17 protein-coding genes are annotated in these 17,338 nt (G+C 64.5%); 7 read left to right on the forward strand and 10 right to left on the reverse strand.

Features of this window, described 5'->3' with window-relative positions; genetic code table 11:
* Window positions 1-12: 12 nt before the first annotated feature.
* Window positions 13-423: a hypothetical protein gene (locus tag HZF03_RS15220; RefSeq protein ID WP_119018217.1), complete on the reverse strand. Its 411-nt coding sequence runs from the start codon at window positions 421-423 to the stop codon at window positions 13-15.
* A gap of 508 nt (window positions 424-931) precedes the next feature.
* Between HZF03_RS15220 and HZF03_RS15225 the strand changes: the two genes are divergently transcribed.
* Window positions 932-1,582: a CPBP family intramembrane glutamic endopeptidase gene (locus tag HZF03_RS15225; protein WP_011158572.1), complete on the forward strand. Its 651-nt coding sequence runs from the start codon at window positions 932-934 to the stop codon at window positions 1,580-1,582.
* 9 nt (window positions 1,583-1,591) lie between these two features.
* Here the strand turns inward: HZF03_RS15225 and HZF03_RS15230 are convergent, their stop codons facing one another.
* The gene (locus HZF03_RS15230; protein WP_011158573.1) at window positions 1,592-3,454 is read right to left on the reverse strand and encodes a potassium transporter Kup; all 1,863 of its coding nucleotides are present in this window, start codon (window positions 3,452-3,454) and stop codon (window positions 1,592-1,594) included.
* 260 nt (window positions 3,455-3,714) lie between these two features.
* Entirely contained in the window at window positions 3,715-4,551 is an 837-nt protein-coding gene (locus tag HZF03_RS15235; RefSeq protein WP_119018241.1) for a tetratricopeptide repeat protein, read from the reverse strand.
* A 300-nt stretch (window positions 4,552-4,851) separates the two neighbouring features.
* Between HZF03_RS15235 and HZF03_RS15240 the strand changes: the two genes are divergently transcribed.
* Window positions 4,852-5,025, forward strand: coding sequence for a DUF1328 domain-containing protein (locus tag HZF03_RS15240; protein ID WP_107344910.1), 174 nt, complete (start codon window positions 4,852-4,854; stop codon window positions 5,023-5,025).
* Window positions 5,026-5,200: 175 nt separating this feature from the next.
* Entirely contained in the window at window positions 5,201-5,497 is a 297-nt protein-coding gene (locus HZF03_RS15245) for a hypothetical protein (protein WP_011158576.1), read from the forward strand.
* A 117-nt stretch (window positions 5,498-5,614) separates the two neighbouring features.
* Here HZF03_RS15245 and HZF03_RS15250 read toward each other — a convergent pair whose 3' ends face one another.
* The 3 genes from HZF03_RS15250 to HZF03_RS15260 all read right to left on the reverse strand — a co-directional run bounded on the left by HZF03_RS15250 (window position 5,615) and on the right by HZF03_RS15260 (window position 8,319).
* A complete protein-coding gene (locus tag HZF03_RS15250) occupies window positions 5,615-6,238 on the reverse strand; it encodes a GNAT family N-acetyltransferase (RefSeq protein ID WP_011158577.1) in 624 nt (207 codons plus the stop codon).
* A 254-nt stretch (window positions 6,239-6,492) separates the two neighbouring features.
* Complete coding sequence (locus HZF03_RS15255) at window positions 6,493-6,891, reverse strand: PaaI family thioesterase (RefSeq protein ID WP_011158578.1); 399 nt, start codon at window positions 6,889-6,891, stop codon at window positions 6,493-6,495.
* Window positions 6,892-7,038: 147 nt separating this feature from the next.
* Window positions 7,039-8,319 (reverse strand): ArgE/DapE family deacylase, encoded by a 1,281-nt coding sequence (locus HZF03_RS15260; RefSeq protein WP_011158579.1) that lies wholly within the window; start codon window positions 8,317-8,319, stop codon window positions 7,039-7,041.
* A 132-nt stretch (window positions 8,320-8,451) separates the two neighbouring features.
* Here HZF03_RS15260 and HZF03_RS15265 point away from each other — a divergent pair, with 132 nt between their 5' ends.
* Window positions 8,452-8,715, forward strand: coding sequence for a DUF6719 family protein (locus HZF03_RS15265; RefSeq protein ID WP_011158580.1), 264 nt, complete (start codon window positions 8,452-8,454; stop codon window positions 8,713-8,715).
* A 28-nt stretch (window positions 8,716-8,743) separates the two neighbouring features.
* Here HZF03_RS15265 and HZF03_RS15270 read toward each other — a convergent pair whose 3' ends face one another.
* Both HZF03_RS15270 and HZF03_RS15275 read right to left on the reverse strand, forming a co-directional pair.
* Window positions 8,744-9,139: a hypothetical protein gene (locus tag HZF03_RS15270; RefSeq protein ID WP_119018216.1), complete on the reverse strand. Its 396-nt coding sequence runs from the start codon at window positions 9,137-9,139 to the stop codon at window positions 8,744-8,746.
* 1,262 nt (window positions 9,140-10,401) lie between these two features.
* Entirely contained in the window at window positions 10,402-10,950 is a 549-nt protein-coding gene (locus HZF03_RS15275) for a CreA family protein (protein ID WP_012496505.1), read from the reverse strand.
* A 211-nt stretch (window positions 10,951-11,161) separates the two neighbouring features.
* Between HZF03_RS15275 and HZF03_RS15280 the strand changes: the two genes are divergently transcribed.
* From HZF03_RS15280 to HZF03_RS15290, 3 genes are all read left to right on the forward strand, one after another.
* A complete protein-coding gene (locus tag HZF03_RS15280) occupies window positions 11,162-12,775 on the forward strand; it encodes a L,D-transpeptidase (RefSeq protein WP_119018214.1) in 1,614 nt (537 codons plus the stop codon).
* A gap of 153 nt (window positions 12,776-12,928) precedes the next feature.
* On the forward strand, window positions 12,929-13,867 hold the full coding sequence (locus tag HZF03_RS15285; RefSeq protein ID WP_011158585.1) for a polysaccharide deacetylase family protein: 939 nt from the start codon (window positions 12,929-12,931) through the stop codon (window positions 13,865-13,867).
* Between the two features lie 37 nt (window positions 13,868-13,904).
* On the forward strand, window positions 13,905-14,468 hold the full coding sequence (locus tag HZF03_RS15290) for a dihydrofolate reductase family protein (RefSeq protein ID WP_119018213.1): 564 nt from the start codon (window positions 13,905-13,907) through the stop codon (window positions 14,466-14,468).
* A gap of 3 nt (window positions 14,469-14,471) precedes the next feature.
* On the opposite strand, the gene HZF03_RS15295 is transcribed toward HZF03_RS15290, so the two are convergent.
* A complete protein-coding gene (locus HZF03_RS15295) occupies window positions 14,472-14,909 on the reverse strand; it encodes a DoxX family protein (RefSeq protein WP_119018239.1) in 438 nt (145 codons plus the stop codon).
* A gap of 106 nt (window positions 14,910-15,015) precedes the next feature.
* On the reverse strand, window positions 15,016-17,325 hold the full coding sequence (locus tag HZF03_RS15300) for an NADP-dependent malic enzyme (RefSeq protein ID WP_012496509.1): 2,310 nt from the start codon (window positions 17,323-17,325) through the stop codon (window positions 15,016-15,018).
* Window positions 17,326-17,338 lie beyond the last annotated feature (13 nt).

Here is a 17,338-nt window from a genome sequence, read left to right on the forward strand (position 1 = left end):
GCCCAAGTGGTATTAGGTCTTCGGCTTTGCCGCCGGCTTGTCGGCGAAGCCGTTGTAGCAGGCGAGCCGCTCGTCCTCTTCCTTAAGCAGGCGACAATCCGCCGCAGCCTTGGCAGGCTTGGCTTTAGCGCCCGCCTTGGTCGCTTTCGGCTTCGGCGGGTAGATAGCGTCGAAGCATTCGAGCCGCTCCTTGGTGGCGTCCTCGATCTCGAGGCAAGCCTTCATCTGATCTGCGACCGAGGGCTTCGCCGCCGTGTTCTTGGCAGCCTTGTGACCCTTCGGCTTGATCTGCACCAGCGGCTGATCGCCGACCATCGGCGTCCCATTGGTGGCGGCCGTCGCATTGCTTGCGGCCGGTGCGTTGCTCTGCGCAAACGCCGCGCTCGACACGAGCAGCGCGGCAAGTACCATGATCGTTCTCATCGAAATCCCCGTCCCTTGCCCCGTACCACACGCGGCTGGCCGCCGCCCGCGGCGATGATCGTCAGACCGGAGCCGTCCTCCGCCGTCAAGCGCGCCGGCTGCCGCAGCCCTGGTCCGTCCACGGCCCAGCACGGCGTTGCGATTGCGGCGGCTTTTGGGCAAGCCCACCCGGCTCCACAATTGCCGCGGCTGGCCAGATCGCCACCGAAGCGTTACAGCAGCACCGATGAAATGGATGCTGATCGCCCTCGCCGTCCTGCTCCCGGTCGCTGCCGGAGCAGAACCGCGCAAGCCTGCGGCTCCGGCCGTGCGGAACGAGACCAGTAGCTTGGCGGCGCGCCCTGTCGGATCAGGGCGCAATCCATGTGCGGCATTCGGTCCCGGTTTCGTGCAGGTCGAAGGCAGCTCCACCTGCGTCAAACTCGGTGGCGGCATCAGCGTCGGTGCCGGCGCCCGCCGCTGACCCTCGGAGCCGTCCGTACTGGAACCCACCGGCCAATACCGGATTATGGGTCCTATGACGTTTTTACGACGAGTTCCCGCACAACGGTCATCGGCCGCACCGCATCCGGCTCTCCGCTTCGCTCCGCTCGCCGGACTGACGCTGATGCTGGCCGCCCCTGGGCTCGCGATCCAGTTCGGGCTGCTGCCGTTCGAATACCGGATGGGCGCGCTGATCGTGGTGTCGGCGCTGTGTATCGGGCTGTGCCTATGGGCCGGCTTTTCGTTCACCGAGCTTGGCTTCGGCCGGCCGCATCAATGGCGGCACTGGCTTGGGGCGATCGCGGTCACCAGCCTGATCTCAGGGATCATGTTGCTACAGACCCGGCTGTTCAGCTTCGACGCCAAGCCACCGGCCTGGCTCAGCTTCGCACCGTTCTACGTGCTGGTGTCGAGCCCGTGCCAGGAAGTCGTGTGCCGCTCGATTCCGAAGCTGATCACCGACCGTATGCAGCACGGCGGCTGGGCCTACGTGCTGTATTCGGCAGCGCTGTTCTCGCTGATCCACCTTTGCTACGGCGATCCAGCGCTGCTGCTCAACACCTTCCTGCTCGGCGTGGTGTGGGGCTTCGTGTACTGGCGCACATTGAACATCTGGCCGCTGATCGCGTCCCACGCCGCCGTCGGCACCCTCGCCTTCGCGCTTGGGCTTGCCTGATCGGCGTCGTCAAATCTCGAGCTGCGTCCCGAGTTCGACCACGCGGTCGGTCGGAATCTTGAAGAAGGTCGTCGCGCGCGTCGCGTTGAGCGTCATGAAGGTGAAGAGCCGCTCGCGCCACAGCGCCATGCCTGGATTGAGGCTCGGCACATAGGTTTCGCGGCTCAGGAAGAACGAGGTCGACATCATGTTGAACTCGTGTCCGAACTGTTTGCACAGCGACAGCGCAGCCGGCACGTCCGGCGTCTGCATGAAGCCGTAGCGGATGATCAGGCGATGGAAGCCGTCGCCGATATCGGTCATGTGCACGCGCTCGCTGTCCGGCACATACGGCGTTTCGGCGGTACTCACCGTGGTCAGAATGACGCGCTGATGGACAGTCTGATTGTGCTTCAGATTGTGCAGCAGCGCCGGCGGCACGCCGTCGGTCGCGGCGGTGAGAAACACCGCGGTGCCACGGGCCCGCGACACGTTCGGTCCCAGTGCCCGCAACACCACGTCGAGCGGCACCGCCTGCTTCTTCAGCTGTTTACGCACCAGCGCCCGCCCACGACGCCAGGTCGTCAGCACCGTGAACGAGATGAAGCCGATGAACAGCGGGAACCAGCCGCCCTGCGCGACCTTGATGATGTTGGCGGCGAAGAACGCGAAGTCGAGCAGCAGCAACGTGCCGATCACCACCGCGACCACGACCGGGTGCCACCGCCACAGCAATGCGGCGACGAACGACACCAGGATGGTGTCGATCATCATCGTGCCGGTCACCGCGATGCCGTAGGCCGCGGCGAGGTTGCTCGACGACTGGAAGCCCACCACCAGCGCCATCACCGCAAAGTACAGCGTCCAGTTGGTGAACGGCACGTAGATCTGGCCGGCCTCCTCGCCAGAAGTGTGGACGATCGTCATCCGCGGCAGCAGGCCGAGCTGGATCGCCTGCCGCGCCACCGAGTAGGCGCCGGAGATCACCGCCTGCGACGCGATCACCGTGGCGAGCGTCGCGAGCGCGACCATCGGCACCACCATCCATTCCGGCCCGAGCCGGAAGAACGGGTTCTGGATCGCGCTCGGATCGTGGATCAGCAGCGCGCCCTGACCGAAATAGTTCAGCAGCAGCGCCGGCAGTACCAGGCCGAACCACGCCAGCCGGATCGGGAAGCGGCCGAAGTGGCCCATGTCTGTGTACAGCGCCTCACCGCCGGTGACGGCGAGCACCACCGAGCCGAGTGCGTAGAAGCTCATCAGCGGATGGCGGAATACGAATTCGATCGCGAAGGTCGGGCTGATCGCCTCGAGCACTTCGGGTGCATGCACGATGTTGGCGATGCCGAGCAAGGCCAGCGTCAGGAACCACATGCACATGACGGGGCCGAACAGCCGCCCGACCAGACCTGTGCCGCGCGACTGGATCGCGAACAGCAACGTCAGCACCACCGCCGTGATCGGCACCACATAGGCCTTGAGATCCGGCGTGACGACTTCGAGGCCTTCCACGGCGCTGAGCACCGAGATCGCCGGCGTAATCATGCTGTCGCCGTAGAACAGCGCGGCGGCGATCACGCCCAGCATCATCAGCGGATAATGCACGCGCCGGCCGCGCGTCAGTTCGGTCACCAGCGCCAGCAACGCGAGGCTGCCGCCCTCGCCGTGGTTGTCGGCACGCATGATGACGATGACGTACTTCACCGTCACCAGCAGCATCACGGTCCAGAACACCAGCGACAGCACGCCGAAGATGTTGTCCGGCGTCACCGGAATCGGGTGGTGACCGGCGAAGGTTTCCTTCAGGGCGTAGAGCGGGCTGGTGCCGATGTCGCCGAACACCACTCCGATGGCACTGACCAGGAGGCCGATGCCCTTCTTCTGCTGGCTCATTGCCTATCCTCGGGCCGCCTGGGCGGACGCAATGGACGCCGAGCGCAGCATCCGCCGCGCGGGCGCCGCAGCCGGGCCATGAGCCGGCGCGACGCGCCGATGCCCCCGGGGCAGCACTCGAAATCGGTCCCGCGTCTGTTGCATGAAGGCTACGCCCTTTGATTGACCTGGATCAGGGGCGCGCGGCGCCGACGCTCCAGGACGTGGTCGAGTGTGTGTTGATTCGGTTGAAGTCAGTCAGGCGTGGCTGCGTCGATTGCCTAGAAGCATAGGTTTGTCACCATGTTTCCGCGCTTGTCCTTAAGCACATAGGGGCAATCGCTCCGCTTCAGCGCGGCCTTGGCGTCTGCGTTGCCGAGCGCGGCAGCCTTTTCGTAGTATGCCTTGGCAGCGTCACTGTCCTTCGGGCCGCCTCGACCCGCTTGGGCAAACGCCCCCATCTGCATCAAGGCGCCGGGGTGGCCCTGCCCCGCCGCCTTTTCAAACAGAGCTCGCGCGCCAGCGTCGTCTTTCGGACCTCCGACGCCGTCAGCGAGCATCAGGCCGAGCTGATACTGGGCCTCGGCGTTACTCTCCGCGCCCTTGGTAAGCAAGGCTCGGGTTTTGACGGGGTCGGACGACGCCCCGCCGCCGAGCGCGGCGAGATTGCTGATGCCGCGCGGATTGCCGGCGGCCGCGGCACGCTCCAGGAGCTGCCGAGCTTTGGCGTCATCTTTTGTCAGACCGGCGCCAGTCGCATAAGCAACGCCGAGTTCGACCATGGCCGCGCTCGAGCCCTTGTCCGCGGCCTTGCGGTAAGCAGCCAGCGCCTCGGCGGTCTGGCCGCCGGTCGCATAGGCACGGCCAAGCGCGTACATCGCCCGGCGCGATCCGGCGGAGGCGACGCGGCAGTATTTGATCGCGGTAGCAACGTCGCCGGGCGCAATCTGGGTCACGCCTTTCACATCGGCCGGCTTGTCGGGATCTGCCGGATCAGCAGCAATCCGATCGCACAACACCAGATCGGCCGACTGCGCATGTGCGGAGGTGATCGCGCCCCCAAGTAACAGCGCGAGCAGGACAGCCGATCCGCCGGCGGCCCACGATCTCGTCATCATCATTCATCCCCAAACATGCAGGCCACGCCGGGCCCCGGCAAGCAGCCTTCGGCCGCCGCGGGCAGCCTCGATCGGCCGCAATCTAGCCAATCCCCACACAGGTTTAAACTGACCTGAGGCGACAAAGGACTGTGGAGGAGACGGGCGAGCCGCCGAAAACCGACTTGCCGCAGCCATCAGGATGGGCATCGGCGGCCCGCTCTTTCGCCTGCGTCGGCCGCCGGATCAGGCCATAGGCATCGCGGAACCAATGCGGTTGCGCGTCGTTCAAACCGGCAGTCTCAGCCAAGGATCAACGTAATGACGATTTTGAAATGGGCGCTGATCTTTCTGGTAGTTTCGATCATCGCCGGCATCTTCGGATTCACCGGCATTTCCGCCGCGTCTGCCGACATCGCGCGGATTCTGTTCTACATCTTCGTCGTGATTTTCGTCGTGCTGCTGATTCTTGGATTCACGATCTTCAGAGCCTAATCAGTACGCAGCGCCCTGCGCTTCGGCGCAGGGCTGCCATGATGTGCTCCCTGTTTGATCTGCCGCAAACGGTGGTCGGCCACCTTCGACCAAGGTCCGGTTCGCGTCGCCGATATTCAATATTGCAATGCAACATCGGCTCCACTAGGTAAACGCACTCAACCCGGGGCCGTCGATGAGCGAAGACTGGAATACCAAATACGGCGTGCGGCGCGTGCGACGCGACCCGCCGACTCTTGAGGAAGCGATCTTTGCGGCGGCCGGCATCACCGACGACGTCGACTCGCAGGCGGAAATTGCCGCGTCCCTGATGGGGATGCCGATCGAAGCCGTGCTGAAGGAAGTTCGGAAGTCGGCCCGTGCCTCGGCACGGACGTCGCGGGTGATCACCGGCGAACAGGGCTTCCAGCGCTCTGTGGTGGTCGAGCGTCGGGTGTCGCGCCGAATCGTCGGAAACGACAAGCGGATCTGACCGCCTTCGCGCTCCCCTCTTCGAGCGAGCCACTCTTCCAAAACTAGACCTCTTCCAAAAAAGAACGCCGCGAGCTCACCAGCGCGCGGCGTTGTTGTTTTGAGGCCGTTCGGACCGTCAGGCCGCGCGATTGAAGCCCGACATTCTCAGAAACAGGTTCCAGCACGCCTGATTGAAGGAGATCAGCGCATTGGCCGCGCCGCCCGGAATGTCGATCGAGCGCGAGGGCGCGATCGTGTCAGCCTCGTGCTGGAGATCGATCGTGCCGGTCGACTCGCCCTGACGGAAGGTCAGGTGCGCGCCGAACTTGTTAGCGAGCGCGCGCATCGCTTGGTTCTGCGAGCCGGTGGTGATCCGCAGCTTCTCGTAGCCGAGCGAGCGTGCGACCTCCATCAGCTGCTTGAACAGAATGCTGCCGATGCCCTTGCGGCGCAGATGGCTTTCCACGCTGAAGGCGATTTCGGGAAGCGAGTCGATGTGCAGATCGGGCTGATGCAGCTCAGCAGCCGCATGCACGGAGCCGTCTTCCGCAAAGAATGCGATAATAATGGTGCCGTCGCCGCCGCACTTCATGGCGTAGCGATCGATGAAGCCTTCGTCGGCGAAGCCGTTGAAGCGATCGCGCCGGCTTTCGGCGTCGAGGCGCAACAGGTGATCCCGCAGCAGCGGCAGCTCTTGATTGATCAGGGATCGGATCGTCCCTTTTGAGCCGGTGAGATCGGCGATGAGAGCGTCGTGCATAAGTCTTCTCTCCTCTCGGGATGACCCTCAAGGAGGCGTTCTCTTCCCTAGACAGAAGTCATATTGTGCATTGCACAATAATATTCAAGACCCATTCGCAGGCGACGCCTAGGAAAGAACGGCCGAGAGCCTTCGAACTTTCGCAAAAACCTATCTAAACTAAACCGCTTAAGGAAGCTTGAGGCAGCGCAAACGGTGCTCGAGGAGCGGTTTTGGCTCGCACCCTCGTAATCTTACGGAGGGTCAAAGCATTATCATAGCACCATCTGCGTCTGGGTCACCACCGCCACTAGTTTGCCGTCCTCGGTCTCGATTCGGGTCTGCCACACCTGGGTCCGCCGTCCGCGATGCACCGGCGTGGCAGTCGCCACCACGGTCGAGCCAGCCTTCGCCGGACCGATGAAGTTGGTCTTGCTCTCCAGCGTCGTGGTGCCCTTGGCATCGGCGGGCAGATTGATCACGGTCGCCGCCGCGCCGACACTGTCGGCCAGCGCCATCACAGCACCGCCATGAATGCTCGCGCCGACGGTGCAGAGATCATCGCGCACCAGCAGCGTAGCGACGACACGGTCGGGTTCGGCTTCGGTGAAGCGCAGCCCCATCAGCGCCGCGAACGGCAACGGAATTGAATTGATCTTCTCCAGCGGCGTCATCGTTGCGCGTCCCTGCCCGCCAATGTGGCGACGGCGGCGCGGGCTGCCTACCGTCGCTTATTTGGATGTGTCTGGCGGACCGATGCCTGCCGGTCCGCCCAGGCGCAATGACCTGTCAGGTCATGGAGGCGGCGCGCGAGCTGTGCCTCAGGCAGGCTCGACGCCGCACCATTCGGCAATGAACAGCGCAGTCGCCTTGGTCGATTGCCGCAGCGACTCCAGATCGATGTACTCGTTGAAGCCGTGCATCGCCTCGCCCGACGCGCCGAAGCACAGGCTCGGAATGTTGTAGTTGAGGCCATAGAACCGGGTATCGGTCAGCGCGGTGAACACCAGATCCTCAACCTCGCTGCCATACACGGCCTGATACGCCTTGCCGAACGCCGCTTCGGGCTCGGCCGCATTTTTCAGCTCATAGCCTTCCGACAGAAAGCCCGACCACTCCACCTGGGGCGGATTGTTCGACAGGAAGCGATGATCGCGCGCCGCTGCGGAGACGCAGGCCAGGATCTCGGCCTGATGATCAGCAACCGACCAGCCCGGCAGGATTGCGATGCGGCAATCGACGTCGCACCACGCCGGCACACTGGACGCCCAGTCCCCGCCCTTGATGATGCCCGGATTGAAGTTGATCGGATGCGCGAGCGTCTTGAAATGCGGATCGCTGGCCGCGCGGCGATTCCACTCTTCCTCGAGCTTTCCAAGCGCGTCGATTAAATGATAGGCGGCGGTGATCGCATTCGAACCCGTGCCGGCGGTCGCGACATGCACCGGATAGCCGCGCACCTTCAGCCGAAACCAGATCACCCCGACCTGCGATCGCACCATTTTGCCGCCGGTCGGCTCGGGGATAAAACAGGCATCGGCCCGATAGCCGCGCTGCAGCGTCGACAGCGCGCCAACGCCGGTGCTCTCCTCTTCGATCACCGACTGGAAGTGGATCCGCCCGGTCGGGCGCAGCCCTGCGGCCTTGATAGCATCCAGCGCATACAACGCACCGATGGTGCCGGACTTCATGTCACACGCGCCGCGACCGTACATCCGCCCCTGTTTGATCACCGGTGAAAACGGCGGGGTGTCCCACATCTCCAGCGGGCCGGCCGGCACGACGTCGCAATGTCCCTGCAGGATCAGCGATCGGCCGGCATTGGTCGACGGCCGGTAGGTTCCGACCACCGTCCGCGCTTTCGAAAAATCGTGCTCAATCGGACCATAGCCGCGCAGATCCTTGAGATCATCGAGATCGATGTGCCAGTCGTCGACTTCATAGCCGCGCTGCCGGAGCAGATCGCCGATCATGTCCTGGCAGGGGCCCTCGGCCCCGCGCGTGCTGGGGATCGCAACGAAGTCGCGCGTGGTGGCGAGTTGGGCGTCGAAACCGGCATCGACGGCATCAAGAATGCGGCGCTGGAGATCGTTATCGCTCATGCGGGTGGGCGCTCCTTTTTGTTTGCTCTGACACCGGCTCGCAGATCAAACCACAGATCGCCCGATTTTCCATGCAGTTTGGCCCTGCAATCGAATCATGCCCTCATGCCGCGACACCGTTCAGGAGATCCGATGTTCCGTTCACAACCCCAGCGTTCGCCTCTGACCATCATCGCGCTCGGTGCGGTAGCGCTTCTCGCCGTTGCAACGCCGGTCGCCGCGCAACAGCTGCAGGTCTTCCGCGAACAGGACATCACGGAACTGCGGCTCGGCCAGAAGATCCTGGTCGACGACGGCTCGTGTCCGAATGGTCAGATCAAGGAAGTCACGGGATCGACGCTGTCGGCCTCGGGCGTCGTGGCGACGGTCAAATGCATCCAGCGCGTGCGACGCTGACTCAGCTCTCGTCCGGAAGGCAGATGAGTTAGTCGGCCGGATCGAACATGCACTGCAGGGCCGGCTTGGCGATCAGCGTGAAAGTGGCGCTGATCTGCGACTGCTTGGTCTGCGGCACCCAATCGTTATCGATGGTCGGCACGCCGCTTTCGCGGATGCCGCGCAGCAGCGCCTGACGCAGGTCGCTATCGGACACTTTGGCGGCGGCGTGATCGTGCAGGCAGCCGCATACGGCATCGGGATGCGCCCAGCGACCGGTCATATGCGCGGTGCACTGGCGGATGAACTCCATCCGGGCATCCAGGGCGCCGAACAGGGACCGGGTCTGTGTATAGGTCTGCGCCTGCGCCGCATCGCCGATCATCAGGCCGAAGCCGACCACCAGCGCAGCCATCCGTAGTATCTTGAGCAATTCCAACTCCATTCGGCGGACTTGCCGCCTCACCGGGCTGCACCATCGTGCACCGCAGCGACTTGCGCGACCGGCGTGCCGAGATAGGCGAAGGTCCCGGCACCAGGCAGCCGCCCTTCCGATGAGCCTGCGGTCGAGGCGCCGCTAGCTATCAAAGCGAGAGCAAGGAAAAGGCTCCAGGTCCGCATCCGAGATCTCCTGCCAGTCGTCAGCCGTGCCGCCGCTGTCGTTGAGCAGTTGATAACCACGCTGTGTTTCCAGACCGCTGCAAGCGCACAGCCGAATGGTTTCGTCCCACCCACGAATTGTTTCGTCGGACCTCGGCCGACGAAACAATTCGGAGAAAACCATCGGGATTTCAGTGCGCTCTGATTGGGCCCAGGACGCGGCCATGCACGACTAAAGTTGCTGGCGCTGATCCATCCGGTGGGCGGCGGTGACATCACCGCGTCATCAATGGACGCTTAGTAGGGCATGCATCCCGTTATATTCAACGGACCGAAGACGAGGGGCCTATCCACCCTCCATTACCAACTTTGGCCGATGGATAGTTGAGGCTAGTAATTTCCTTGGATCGGCCCTAAAAATGATTAGTTGCGGAGCTAGGCTTGATCCAGCTTTGAGCCGCGCTGTGACGTCGGGTGCAGATCATTGCGGTGCATTACACCGCGGCCGTGGCAGAGACCTGGACGTTGGAGACCCAAAGATTAACGGGTCTCGCCCTCGCCGCGCCGGCTCATCCGGTTTGCGTCACGAAAAGCCCGCTTCGGTTCGGACCACGCGTCGCTTGGCGGCGTGCGGAAACGATTACGGATCGGGCGCGTTAATGCATGATGGAGGAAACAAAAATGGCCAGTAATGCGCTCGGCGACGGCACTGGCAGCGACCGTTCCACAGAGCGGCGTCACTCGCCCCGGCCGGACACTCTGAACGCTGACGCCCTGCGCAGCCGCAGAGGCGTTTCGACATTGGGAGAGATGGCCCTTCAGGGGCCGTTTGGGCATGCGGCTACGCAGGGGATGCCGCAGCGGCTGGTGCGCTTGGTGGGCTATTGCGCGCCTGCGCGGCCGGCGGCGGCGCAACACATGTCAATCGAGCGGGAGTCGGCCTGAATTCCAGGCCCCGTGAGTTCCAAGTGCAACGATCCGGCACCATGAGTTCCAAGTGCCGACGATAACGGCGGCGCTTGGATAACGGCAGCTCTTGGATCACGTCGGCGCTTCGCTGTTGATTGCAGCCGAAGCGCCGATGTGATCGTTACTTGATTTTGATCGTTACTTGATGAAGTCCCCGCATTTCTCGACCGCGGTATCCCCGCCCCACGGCATCACCGGCACCGACGACGTCGAGTTCTTCGGCGAGCCTTCGATCAGCCTGTCCGAATACACCATGTAAACCAGCACGTTTCGCTTGGCGTCGCAGCCGCGGACGATCTGCATCCGCTTGAAGAACATCGAGCGGCGCTGGCTGAACATGTCGTCGCCCTGATCGAGCTTCTTGGTGAAGTGGATCGGTCCGACCTGGCGGCACGCCAGCGAAATGTCGGAGACCTCCTCGGCCAACCCAAGCCATCCCTTGAACCCACCGCGCTCCGGCACCGTGAAGTGGCAGGCGACGCCTTTGATCTCCGGATCGTCGATGCCGTACACGGCGAGCTTGTCGTTGGGGCTCAGCAGCTTGAACACCGTCGAGCGTCGGAAGATCAGATCCGGATCGTCGGCGGCCACGGCAGCGGTGGAAGCGCCCGTCACAGCCAGCGCGAGCAGCGCCAGGGTCGCGGATTTGAAGCGGGAGAGGCGAAACTGAGAGGCACGCCGGTTCATCGAAATCTCCATAGAAACGGTTCTGTGCATTTGGTGAGCACGTCGCCGGTTTGAAAGGTGCAACTCCTGCCCGCCGCCGCGTTTAACCTCCTGTGAAGCTTTTTTGTTACGGTCGAACAGGTTTGCGCGACAGTTCGCCCCGAAGGCGAACGCATCTCGCGCCAGAGAGACTAATCTAAAATCCTGCTGGCAAGATTCGGGGAAGAACTGCGTGCGCGTCTTTCAATGCGAAGCCGATTTCACCGACGAGCGTTACTCCCGCACCAGCAAGCGCAGCGGTGCCGGGAGATTGACCATTTCGCAGGCAACGCTCGCCGCAGGCATCATGGCCACTGCGATGGCGGCTGCACCCGCGCAAGCCTCGCCGGCCTGGTTCTGGTCGGACGAAGTGCCGATTTACGACGAGCCGCCGCCGGCTGCGCCGAAGCGGCACTATCAGCATCCGCGCAAACGGCTTCAGCTCGACCACAAGGCCGAGAAGCAGATCGAGAAGCAGGCGACCAAGCCGCAAGGTCCGGTGGTGATCGCGGTTTCGATCGAGCAGCAGAAGCTTCGTGTCTACGACGCCAACGGTCTGTTTGCCGAAACGCCGGTGTCGACCGGGATGCGTGGGCACTCGACCCCGATGGGCGTGTTCAGCGTCATCCAGAAAAGCAAATATCACCGCTCGAATATCTACAGCGGCGCCCCGATGCCCTACATGCAGCGCATTACCTGGTCGGGGATCGCGCTTCACGCCGGTGCCCTCCCCGGTTACCCGGCATCGCATGGCTGCATCCGGATGCCGATGACGTTCGCGGTGAAGATGTGGGGCTGGACCCGGATGGGCGCCCGCGTGATCGTCGCGCCCGGCGACGTGACGCCGGTGAGCTTCTCTCATCCGCTGCTCGCCACCAAGAAGGTCGCGCCGGATCCCGAGCCGATGATGTCGGATTCGCCGAAGCCCGCGACGACGACCAAATCCGACAAGGCGGCCGTCAATGACCAACCTGCGGAGCCCGCGCTTTCCGCCGGCGAGCTGCGGCGCGGCCTGGCGCTCGGCAGCGACAAGCCATCGGCCTCGCCGGTCCGGACGGCGGATGCGGCCGCTGCGACGGTGACGCTGACTGACGCTTCATCAAGCAAAGCTCCCGAGACAAACGACGCCGCTCCCGCGACGACCGGGACCGTCGATGCCGCCAAGACTCAGGACAAGCCGACCGACAACAAGCCTGCCGACGCCAAGGCGCCTGCGGCCGCCGAGGCCGCACCTGCTGCCGAGCCCAAAGCATCGGCTGCAACGAGCGACGACAAAGCCCCCGCGTCGCAAGGCGCAAAGGACCAGTCGCACGCTCCGACGAGCGATGAGCACACCGCCGCCGCTCCGGCGTTGCCTGCGCCGAATCCGAGGGAGCAGATTGCCGCCTTCGTCAGCGGCAAGGACGGCAAGCTGTACGTCCGGCAGAACCAGACGCCGCTGTTCGACGTGCCGGTGACTATTGCGGCCAGCGACCGTCCGCTGGGCACCCATATCTTCACCGCCGAGCTCGATAAGGATCAGAGCGTGCGCTGGTCGGTGGTGTCGCTGCCCGACGCCCCGGCTAAAGCGGAACCTGAAGTGCAACGAAAATCTCGTCGGCACGACAAGGCGTTGACGGAAGAGTTGAAGGCTTCGCTTCACACCAACAGCCCGGCCGAAGCGCTCGATCGGCTGACCATCCCGCCGGAAGCGATGAAGCGGATCGCCGAGGCGCTGACCAATGGCGGCTCGCTGATCGTATCCGACCAGGGCATCGCCGCCGGCGAGACCGGGAAAGGCACCGACTTCATCCTTCGGCTGCGCTGATCTTCCGAGCCTCGAATCTGCGCGCAACTCCGCGGCCGTGGCAAAAAGCCGTTGGCACTGCTGGGTGCGAGCCTCTACCTTGGCGTAGCGATGCGCGCCGGCCCGACTCGGGCTGCGCTCGCTCGGACGACCAAACGGCAGAAGGACTTCGGCATGCGGATAGCAGCAGCTTTGATCGTTGCAGGTGTGGTGTCAGTCGGGACGACCGCGGCCTTCGCGCAGGCACCGAAGTCTCCCGCGCCCGCCGCTCCGCAGGCCACCCCAGCTCCGGCGCCCGCCCCGCAACCGGCGGCCGCGGCCAAGCCGGTCTGCGCCAATCCGGACGCGCTCGGCGTCGGCCGCATCGTCGAGATCGACACCACCGGCGGCCCCGGTTTCGGCTTCGAGCATTTCAAGCAACTCGACTTCCTGCGTGACAAGGAAGTGGTGCTGACGTTCGACGACGGCCCCTGGCCGGTCAACACCCCGGCAGTGCTGAAGGCGCTCGGCGACCAGTGCACCAAGGGGATCTTCTTCCCGATCGGCAAGCACGCCACCTATCATCCCGAAATCCTCAAGCAGGTCGCCGCCGCCGGCCACACCGTAGGCTCGCACACCTGGTCGCACGCCAATCTCGCCAACAAGAAGTTGACCGAACAGCAGGCCAAGGACGAGATCGAAAAGGGGTTCGCCGCGGTGAAGTGGGCGATCGGCACCGCACCGTCGCCGTTCTTCCGCTTCCCGGCCCTGCAGCATCCGCCGGCGCTGGTGACCTATCTCGGCACCCGCAATGTCGCGATGTTCTCCTGCGACATCGACTCGTTCGACTTCAAGGTGCGCAAGCCGCAGCAGGTCGTCGACAATGTGATGAACAAGCTGGACAAGCTCGGCAAAGGCATCATCCTGATGCACGACTTCCAGAAGAGCACCGCCGAGGCATTGCCGGAGCTGCTGCGGCGCCTGAAGGCCGGCGGCTACAAGGTGGTGCAGATGCGCGCCAAGGCGCCGGTGCAGACGATGCCGCAGTACGACGAGGAGCTCGCCAAGAGCAATCCGCTGCCGACGGTGAGCACCCGGCCGGTCAGCGCCGTCGTGCAGACGATCTCCGAATAAGCCGCATCGCGTTGCAGATGCGGATTGCAAAGCGCCAATGACGGCAACGCCGGCGTTGACGATCGAGGGCTACGTCATCGTGTCGGCCGAGGGCAACCTCGCCGACGCCAGTCGGCTGATGCCCGAGGCTCTGAAGTACAAAGGTGATCAGGCCTTCTTCGCCGCGGCGCTAGACCGCGCCGACCTGATCGTCCACGGCCGCAATTCGTTCGAAGACCAGCCCAACTCGCCGCAGCGGCGCCGGCTGATCGTCACACGGCAAGTTTCCGGGCTGGCGCCGGCCCCGTCGAACCCGAAAGCGCTGCTGTGGAATCCGGCGGGCGCTTCGTTCGAGGAGGCCTGCGTGCGCGCCGGCGTGACCAGCGGCACAGCGGCGATCATCGGCGGGCCGGAGGTGTTCGCGCTGTTCTTCGATCGCTACGACACGTTCTATCTGTCGCAGGCTCCGCAGGCCCGGCTGCCCGGCGGCGAGCCGTGTTTCCCGGGCGTGCCGGAGCGGACGCCCGAGCAGATCCTGTCGGCGCACGGCCTGCACCCGGCCGACCGGCAGATCCTCGACGCCGACCACGAGGTCAGCGTCACCGCCTGGCGCCGCGGCTAAGGGTCAGGCGCCGCCGGACGCTGCGCCGCCCCTGCCGATCCCGGCAATGATCAGCAGTCCGCCAATCAGCGACAGGCTCTTCAGCGCGACCGCCAGATTGGCCTGAGCATCCGCACCCGTCTGATTCCAGAAATCGTGGAAGTAATAGGTCCCGATCGCTACGAACACGATCAGCACCAGCGCGCAGAACCGCGCACCGAAGTTCAGCGCGATCAGCAAGCCGCACAACAGTTCGATGCCGCCCGCCGCCAGCGCCAGCATCTGGGCGAATGGCATTCCGGCCGCCTGCTCGAGCTGCGTCGTATAGGTGGCCAGCATCTCGGGCACGACGAACTTGCCGGCCGCCTGGGTGGTCGCAGGCAGATCGAGCAGTTTGGATGCGCCGGAGTAGATGAACAGGATGGAGAACAGAAAGCGCCCGAGTGCAATCAAGGCCGGCATATGCATCCCCATGGACAGCGGCGAATGCGCCGCACCGCGCCGTCAGTATGGGCGCGGTGCATGGGGTTTTCAAACGAACAAAAAACGACAGGCCTGACCTGCTGTCTCAGGCGAACAGCGTTCCCTGATGCCGGCCCGCCCGCTCCTGCGCCTCGACCACCGCCACCGCGGTCATGTTGAGGATGCCGCGCGCTGTCGCCGACGGCGTCAGGATGTGCGCCGGCAGCGCCGGGCCGATCAGGATCGGGCCGACAGGCAGCGCCTCGCCCACCACCTTGATCATCTGATAGGCGACGTTGGCGGTATCGAGATTGGGCATGATCAGCACGTTGGCGACGCCGGTCAGCCGCGAATGCGGCAGGATCATCTGCCGCGACGTCTCCGACAGCGCGCTGTCGCCCTGCATCTCGCCGTCGGCTTCGATCTCCGGATGCTTCTCGGCGAGGATCGCGGTGGCGCGGCGCATCTTCAGCGACGAGTCGGTCGGGAAGCTGCCGAAGTCCGAATGCGACAGGAACGCGATCTTCGGCTTGATATTGAAGCGCTGCACGTGGACCGCAGCGAGCGCCGCAAGTTCGGCGAGTTCTTCCGCGGTCGGATTGGGCCGCACCTGGGTGTCGGCGATGAAGATCGGGCCCTTCTTGGTGATCAGCAGCGCCAGCGCGGCGTAGTCCGACACGCCGGGGCGCCGGCCGATCACGTCGCGAACGTGGCGCAGATGATTCATGTAGCGGCCGTCGAGGCCGCAGATCATCGCGTCCGCCTCGCCGCGTGCTACCGCGAGCGCGGCGATCACCGTCGAGTTGGTCCGCACCACCGTGCGCGCCGCTGCCGGCGTCACACCGGCACGGCCGGCGATGTCGATATAGGACTGCACATAGGAGCGATAGCGCGGGTCGTCCTGCGGGTTGACGAGGTCGAAGTCCTCGCCGGGACGGATCGACAGGCCGGAGCGCTTGATCCGCGCCTCGACCACCGACGGACGGCCGACCAGGATCGGCCGCGCCAGCTTCTCCTCGAGGATGGTCTGCACCGCGTGCAGCACCTTCTCGTCTTCGCCCTCGGCGTAGATGACGCGGACGGGCTGGCCCTTCGCCTTGGCGAACACCGGCTTCATCACCAGGCCGGAGCGGAAGGCGAACCGCTCGAGCTGCGCGTAGTAATCGTCGAACGAGGTGATCGGACGAGTCGCGACGCCGGAATCCATCGCGGCCATCGCCACCGCCGGCGCGATCCGCAGGATCAGGCGCGGATCGAACGGGCTCGGGATCAGCGAGCCCGGACCGAAGCCGAACGCTTCGTCGTTATCGAGGCCGACCGACACCGGATCCGCCGGCGCTTCGCGCGCGAGCTGGGCGATGGCGTCGACGGCGGCGTGCTTCATCGCCTCGTTGATCGCGGTGGCGCCGACATCGAGCGCGCCGCGGAAGATATAGGGGAAGCACAGGACGTTGTTGACCTGGTTCGGGAAGTCCGAGCGCCCGGTGCAGATCATCGCGTCGGGACGTACCTTGCGCACGTCTTCCGGCATGATCTCGGGGGTCGGATTGGCCAGCGCCATCACCAGCGGCCGCTCCGCCATCTGCTTGACCATGTCCTGCGACAGCACGTTCGGGCCGGACAGGCCGAGGAAGATATCGGCGCCCGGGATGACTTCGGCCAGCGTCCGCTTGTCGGTTTTCTGCGCGTAGACCTCTTTCCAGCGGTCCATCAGCACATTGCGGCCTTCGTACACCAGGCCTTCGAGGTCGCAGACGAAGATGTTCTTGCGCTGCGCGCCGAGCGACACCAGCAGATTGAGGCAGGCGAGCGCGGCCGCGCCTGCTCCGGCGGCGACGATCTTGACCTTCGAAATATCCTTGCCGGTCAGCGCCAGCGCGTTCTTGACCGCGGCGCCGACGATGATCGCGGTGCCGTGCTGATCGTCGTGAAACACCGGGATCTTCATCCGGTCCTTCAGCATCGCCTCGATCTCGAAGCACTCCGGCCCCTTGATGTCTTCGAGGTTGATGCCGCCAAAGGTCGGCTCCAGCGCCGCCACGGTTTCGACCACACGTTCGACGGTCTCGGCCGCGATCTCGATGTCGAACACGTCGATGCCGGCGAACTTCTTGAACAGAACCGCCTTGCCTTCCATCACCGGCTTGGCGGCGAGCGGCCCGATATTGCCGAGGCCGAGCACCGCCGTGCCGTTGGTGACGACGGCGACCAGATTGGCTCGCACGGTGAGTTCGGCGGCCTGCGCCGGATCGGCTGCGATCGCGTTACAGGCGGCGGCAACGCCGGGAGAATAAGCCAGCGCGAGGTCGCGCTGGTTGGCGAGTGGCTTCGATGCCTGAATCTCCAGCTTTCCGGGCTTCGGCCGGCGATGATAGCCGAGCGCTGCCGCCTGAAGATCTTCGGAATACGACGCCATACGTTCCCCCGCC

The sequence above is a fragment of the Rhodopseudomonas palustris genome (assembly GCF_013415845.1).
GTDB classification, from domain to species: domain Bacteria; phylum Pseudomonadota; class Alphaproteobacteria; order Rhizobiales; family Xanthobacteraceae; genus Rhodopseudomonas; species Rhodopseudomonas palustris_F.

Bases quoted from the DNA above. Each gene is read 5' to 3' on its own strand.
- HZF03_RS15220 (WP_119018217.1), bottom strand. From the start codon at position 423: ATGAGAACGATCATGGTACTTGCCGCGCTGCTCGTGTCGAGCGCGGCG.
- HZF03_RS15270 (WP_119018216.1), bottom strand. From the start codon at position 9,139: ATGGAGTTGGAATTGCTCAAGATACTACGGATGGCTGCGCTGGTGGTC.
- HZF03_RS15250 (WP_011158577.1), bottom strand. From the start codon at position 6,238: ATGCACGACGCTCTCATCGCCGATCTCACCGGCTCAAAAGGGACGATC.
- HZF03_RS15285 (WP_011158585.1), top strand. From the start codon at position 12,929: ATGCGGATAGCAGCAGCTTTGATCGTTGCAGGTGTGGTGTCAGTCGGG.
- HZF03_RS15240 (WP_107344910.1), top strand. From the start codon at position 4,852: ATGACGATTTTGAAATGGGCGCTGATCTTTCTGGTAGTTTCGATCATC.
- HZF03_RS15265 (WP_011158580.1), top strand. From the start codon at position 8,452: ATGTTCCGTTCACAACCCCAGCGTTCGCCTCTGACCATCATCGCGCTC.
- HZF03_RS15255 (WP_011158578.1), bottom strand. From the start codon at position 6,891: ATGACGCCGCTGGAGAAGATCAATTCAATTCCGTTGCCGTTCGCGGCG.
- HZF03_RS15260 (WP_011158579.1), bottom strand. From the start codon at position 8,319: ATGAGCGATAACGATCTCCAGCGCCGCATTCTTGATGCCGTCGATGCC.
- HZF03_RS15290 (WP_119018213.1), top strand. From the start codon at position 13,905: ATGACGGCAACGCCGGCGTTGACGATCGAGGGCTACGTCATCGTGTCG.
- HZF03_RS15295 (WP_119018239.1), bottom strand. From the start codon at position 14,909: ATGCCGGCCTTGATTGCACTCGGGCGCTTTCTGTTCTCCATCCTGTTC.
- HZF03_RS15275 (WP_012496505.1), bottom strand. From the start codon at position 10,950: ATGAACCGGCGTGCCTCTCAGTTTCGCCTCTCCCGCTTCAAATCCGCG.
- HZF03_RS15300 (WP_012496509.1), bottom strand. From the start codon at position 17,325: ATGGCGTCGTATTCCGAAGATCTTCAGGCGGCAGCGCTCGGCTATCAT.
- HZF03_RS15230 (WP_011158573.1), bottom strand. From the start codon at position 3,454: ATGAGCCAGCAGAAGAAGGGCATCGGCCTCCTGGTCAGTGCCATCGGA.
- HZF03_RS15245 (WP_011158576.1), top strand. From the start codon at position 5,201: ATGAGCGAAGACTGGAATACCAAATACGGCGTGCGGCGCGTGCGACGC.
- HZF03_RS15225 (WP_011158572.1), top strand. From the start codon at position 932: ATGGGTCCTATGACGTTTTTACGACGAGTTCCCGCACAACGGTCATCG.
- HZF03_RS15235 (WP_119018241.1), bottom strand. From the start codon at position 4,551: ATGATGACGAGATCGTGGGCCGCCGGCGGATCGGCTGTCCTGCTCGCG.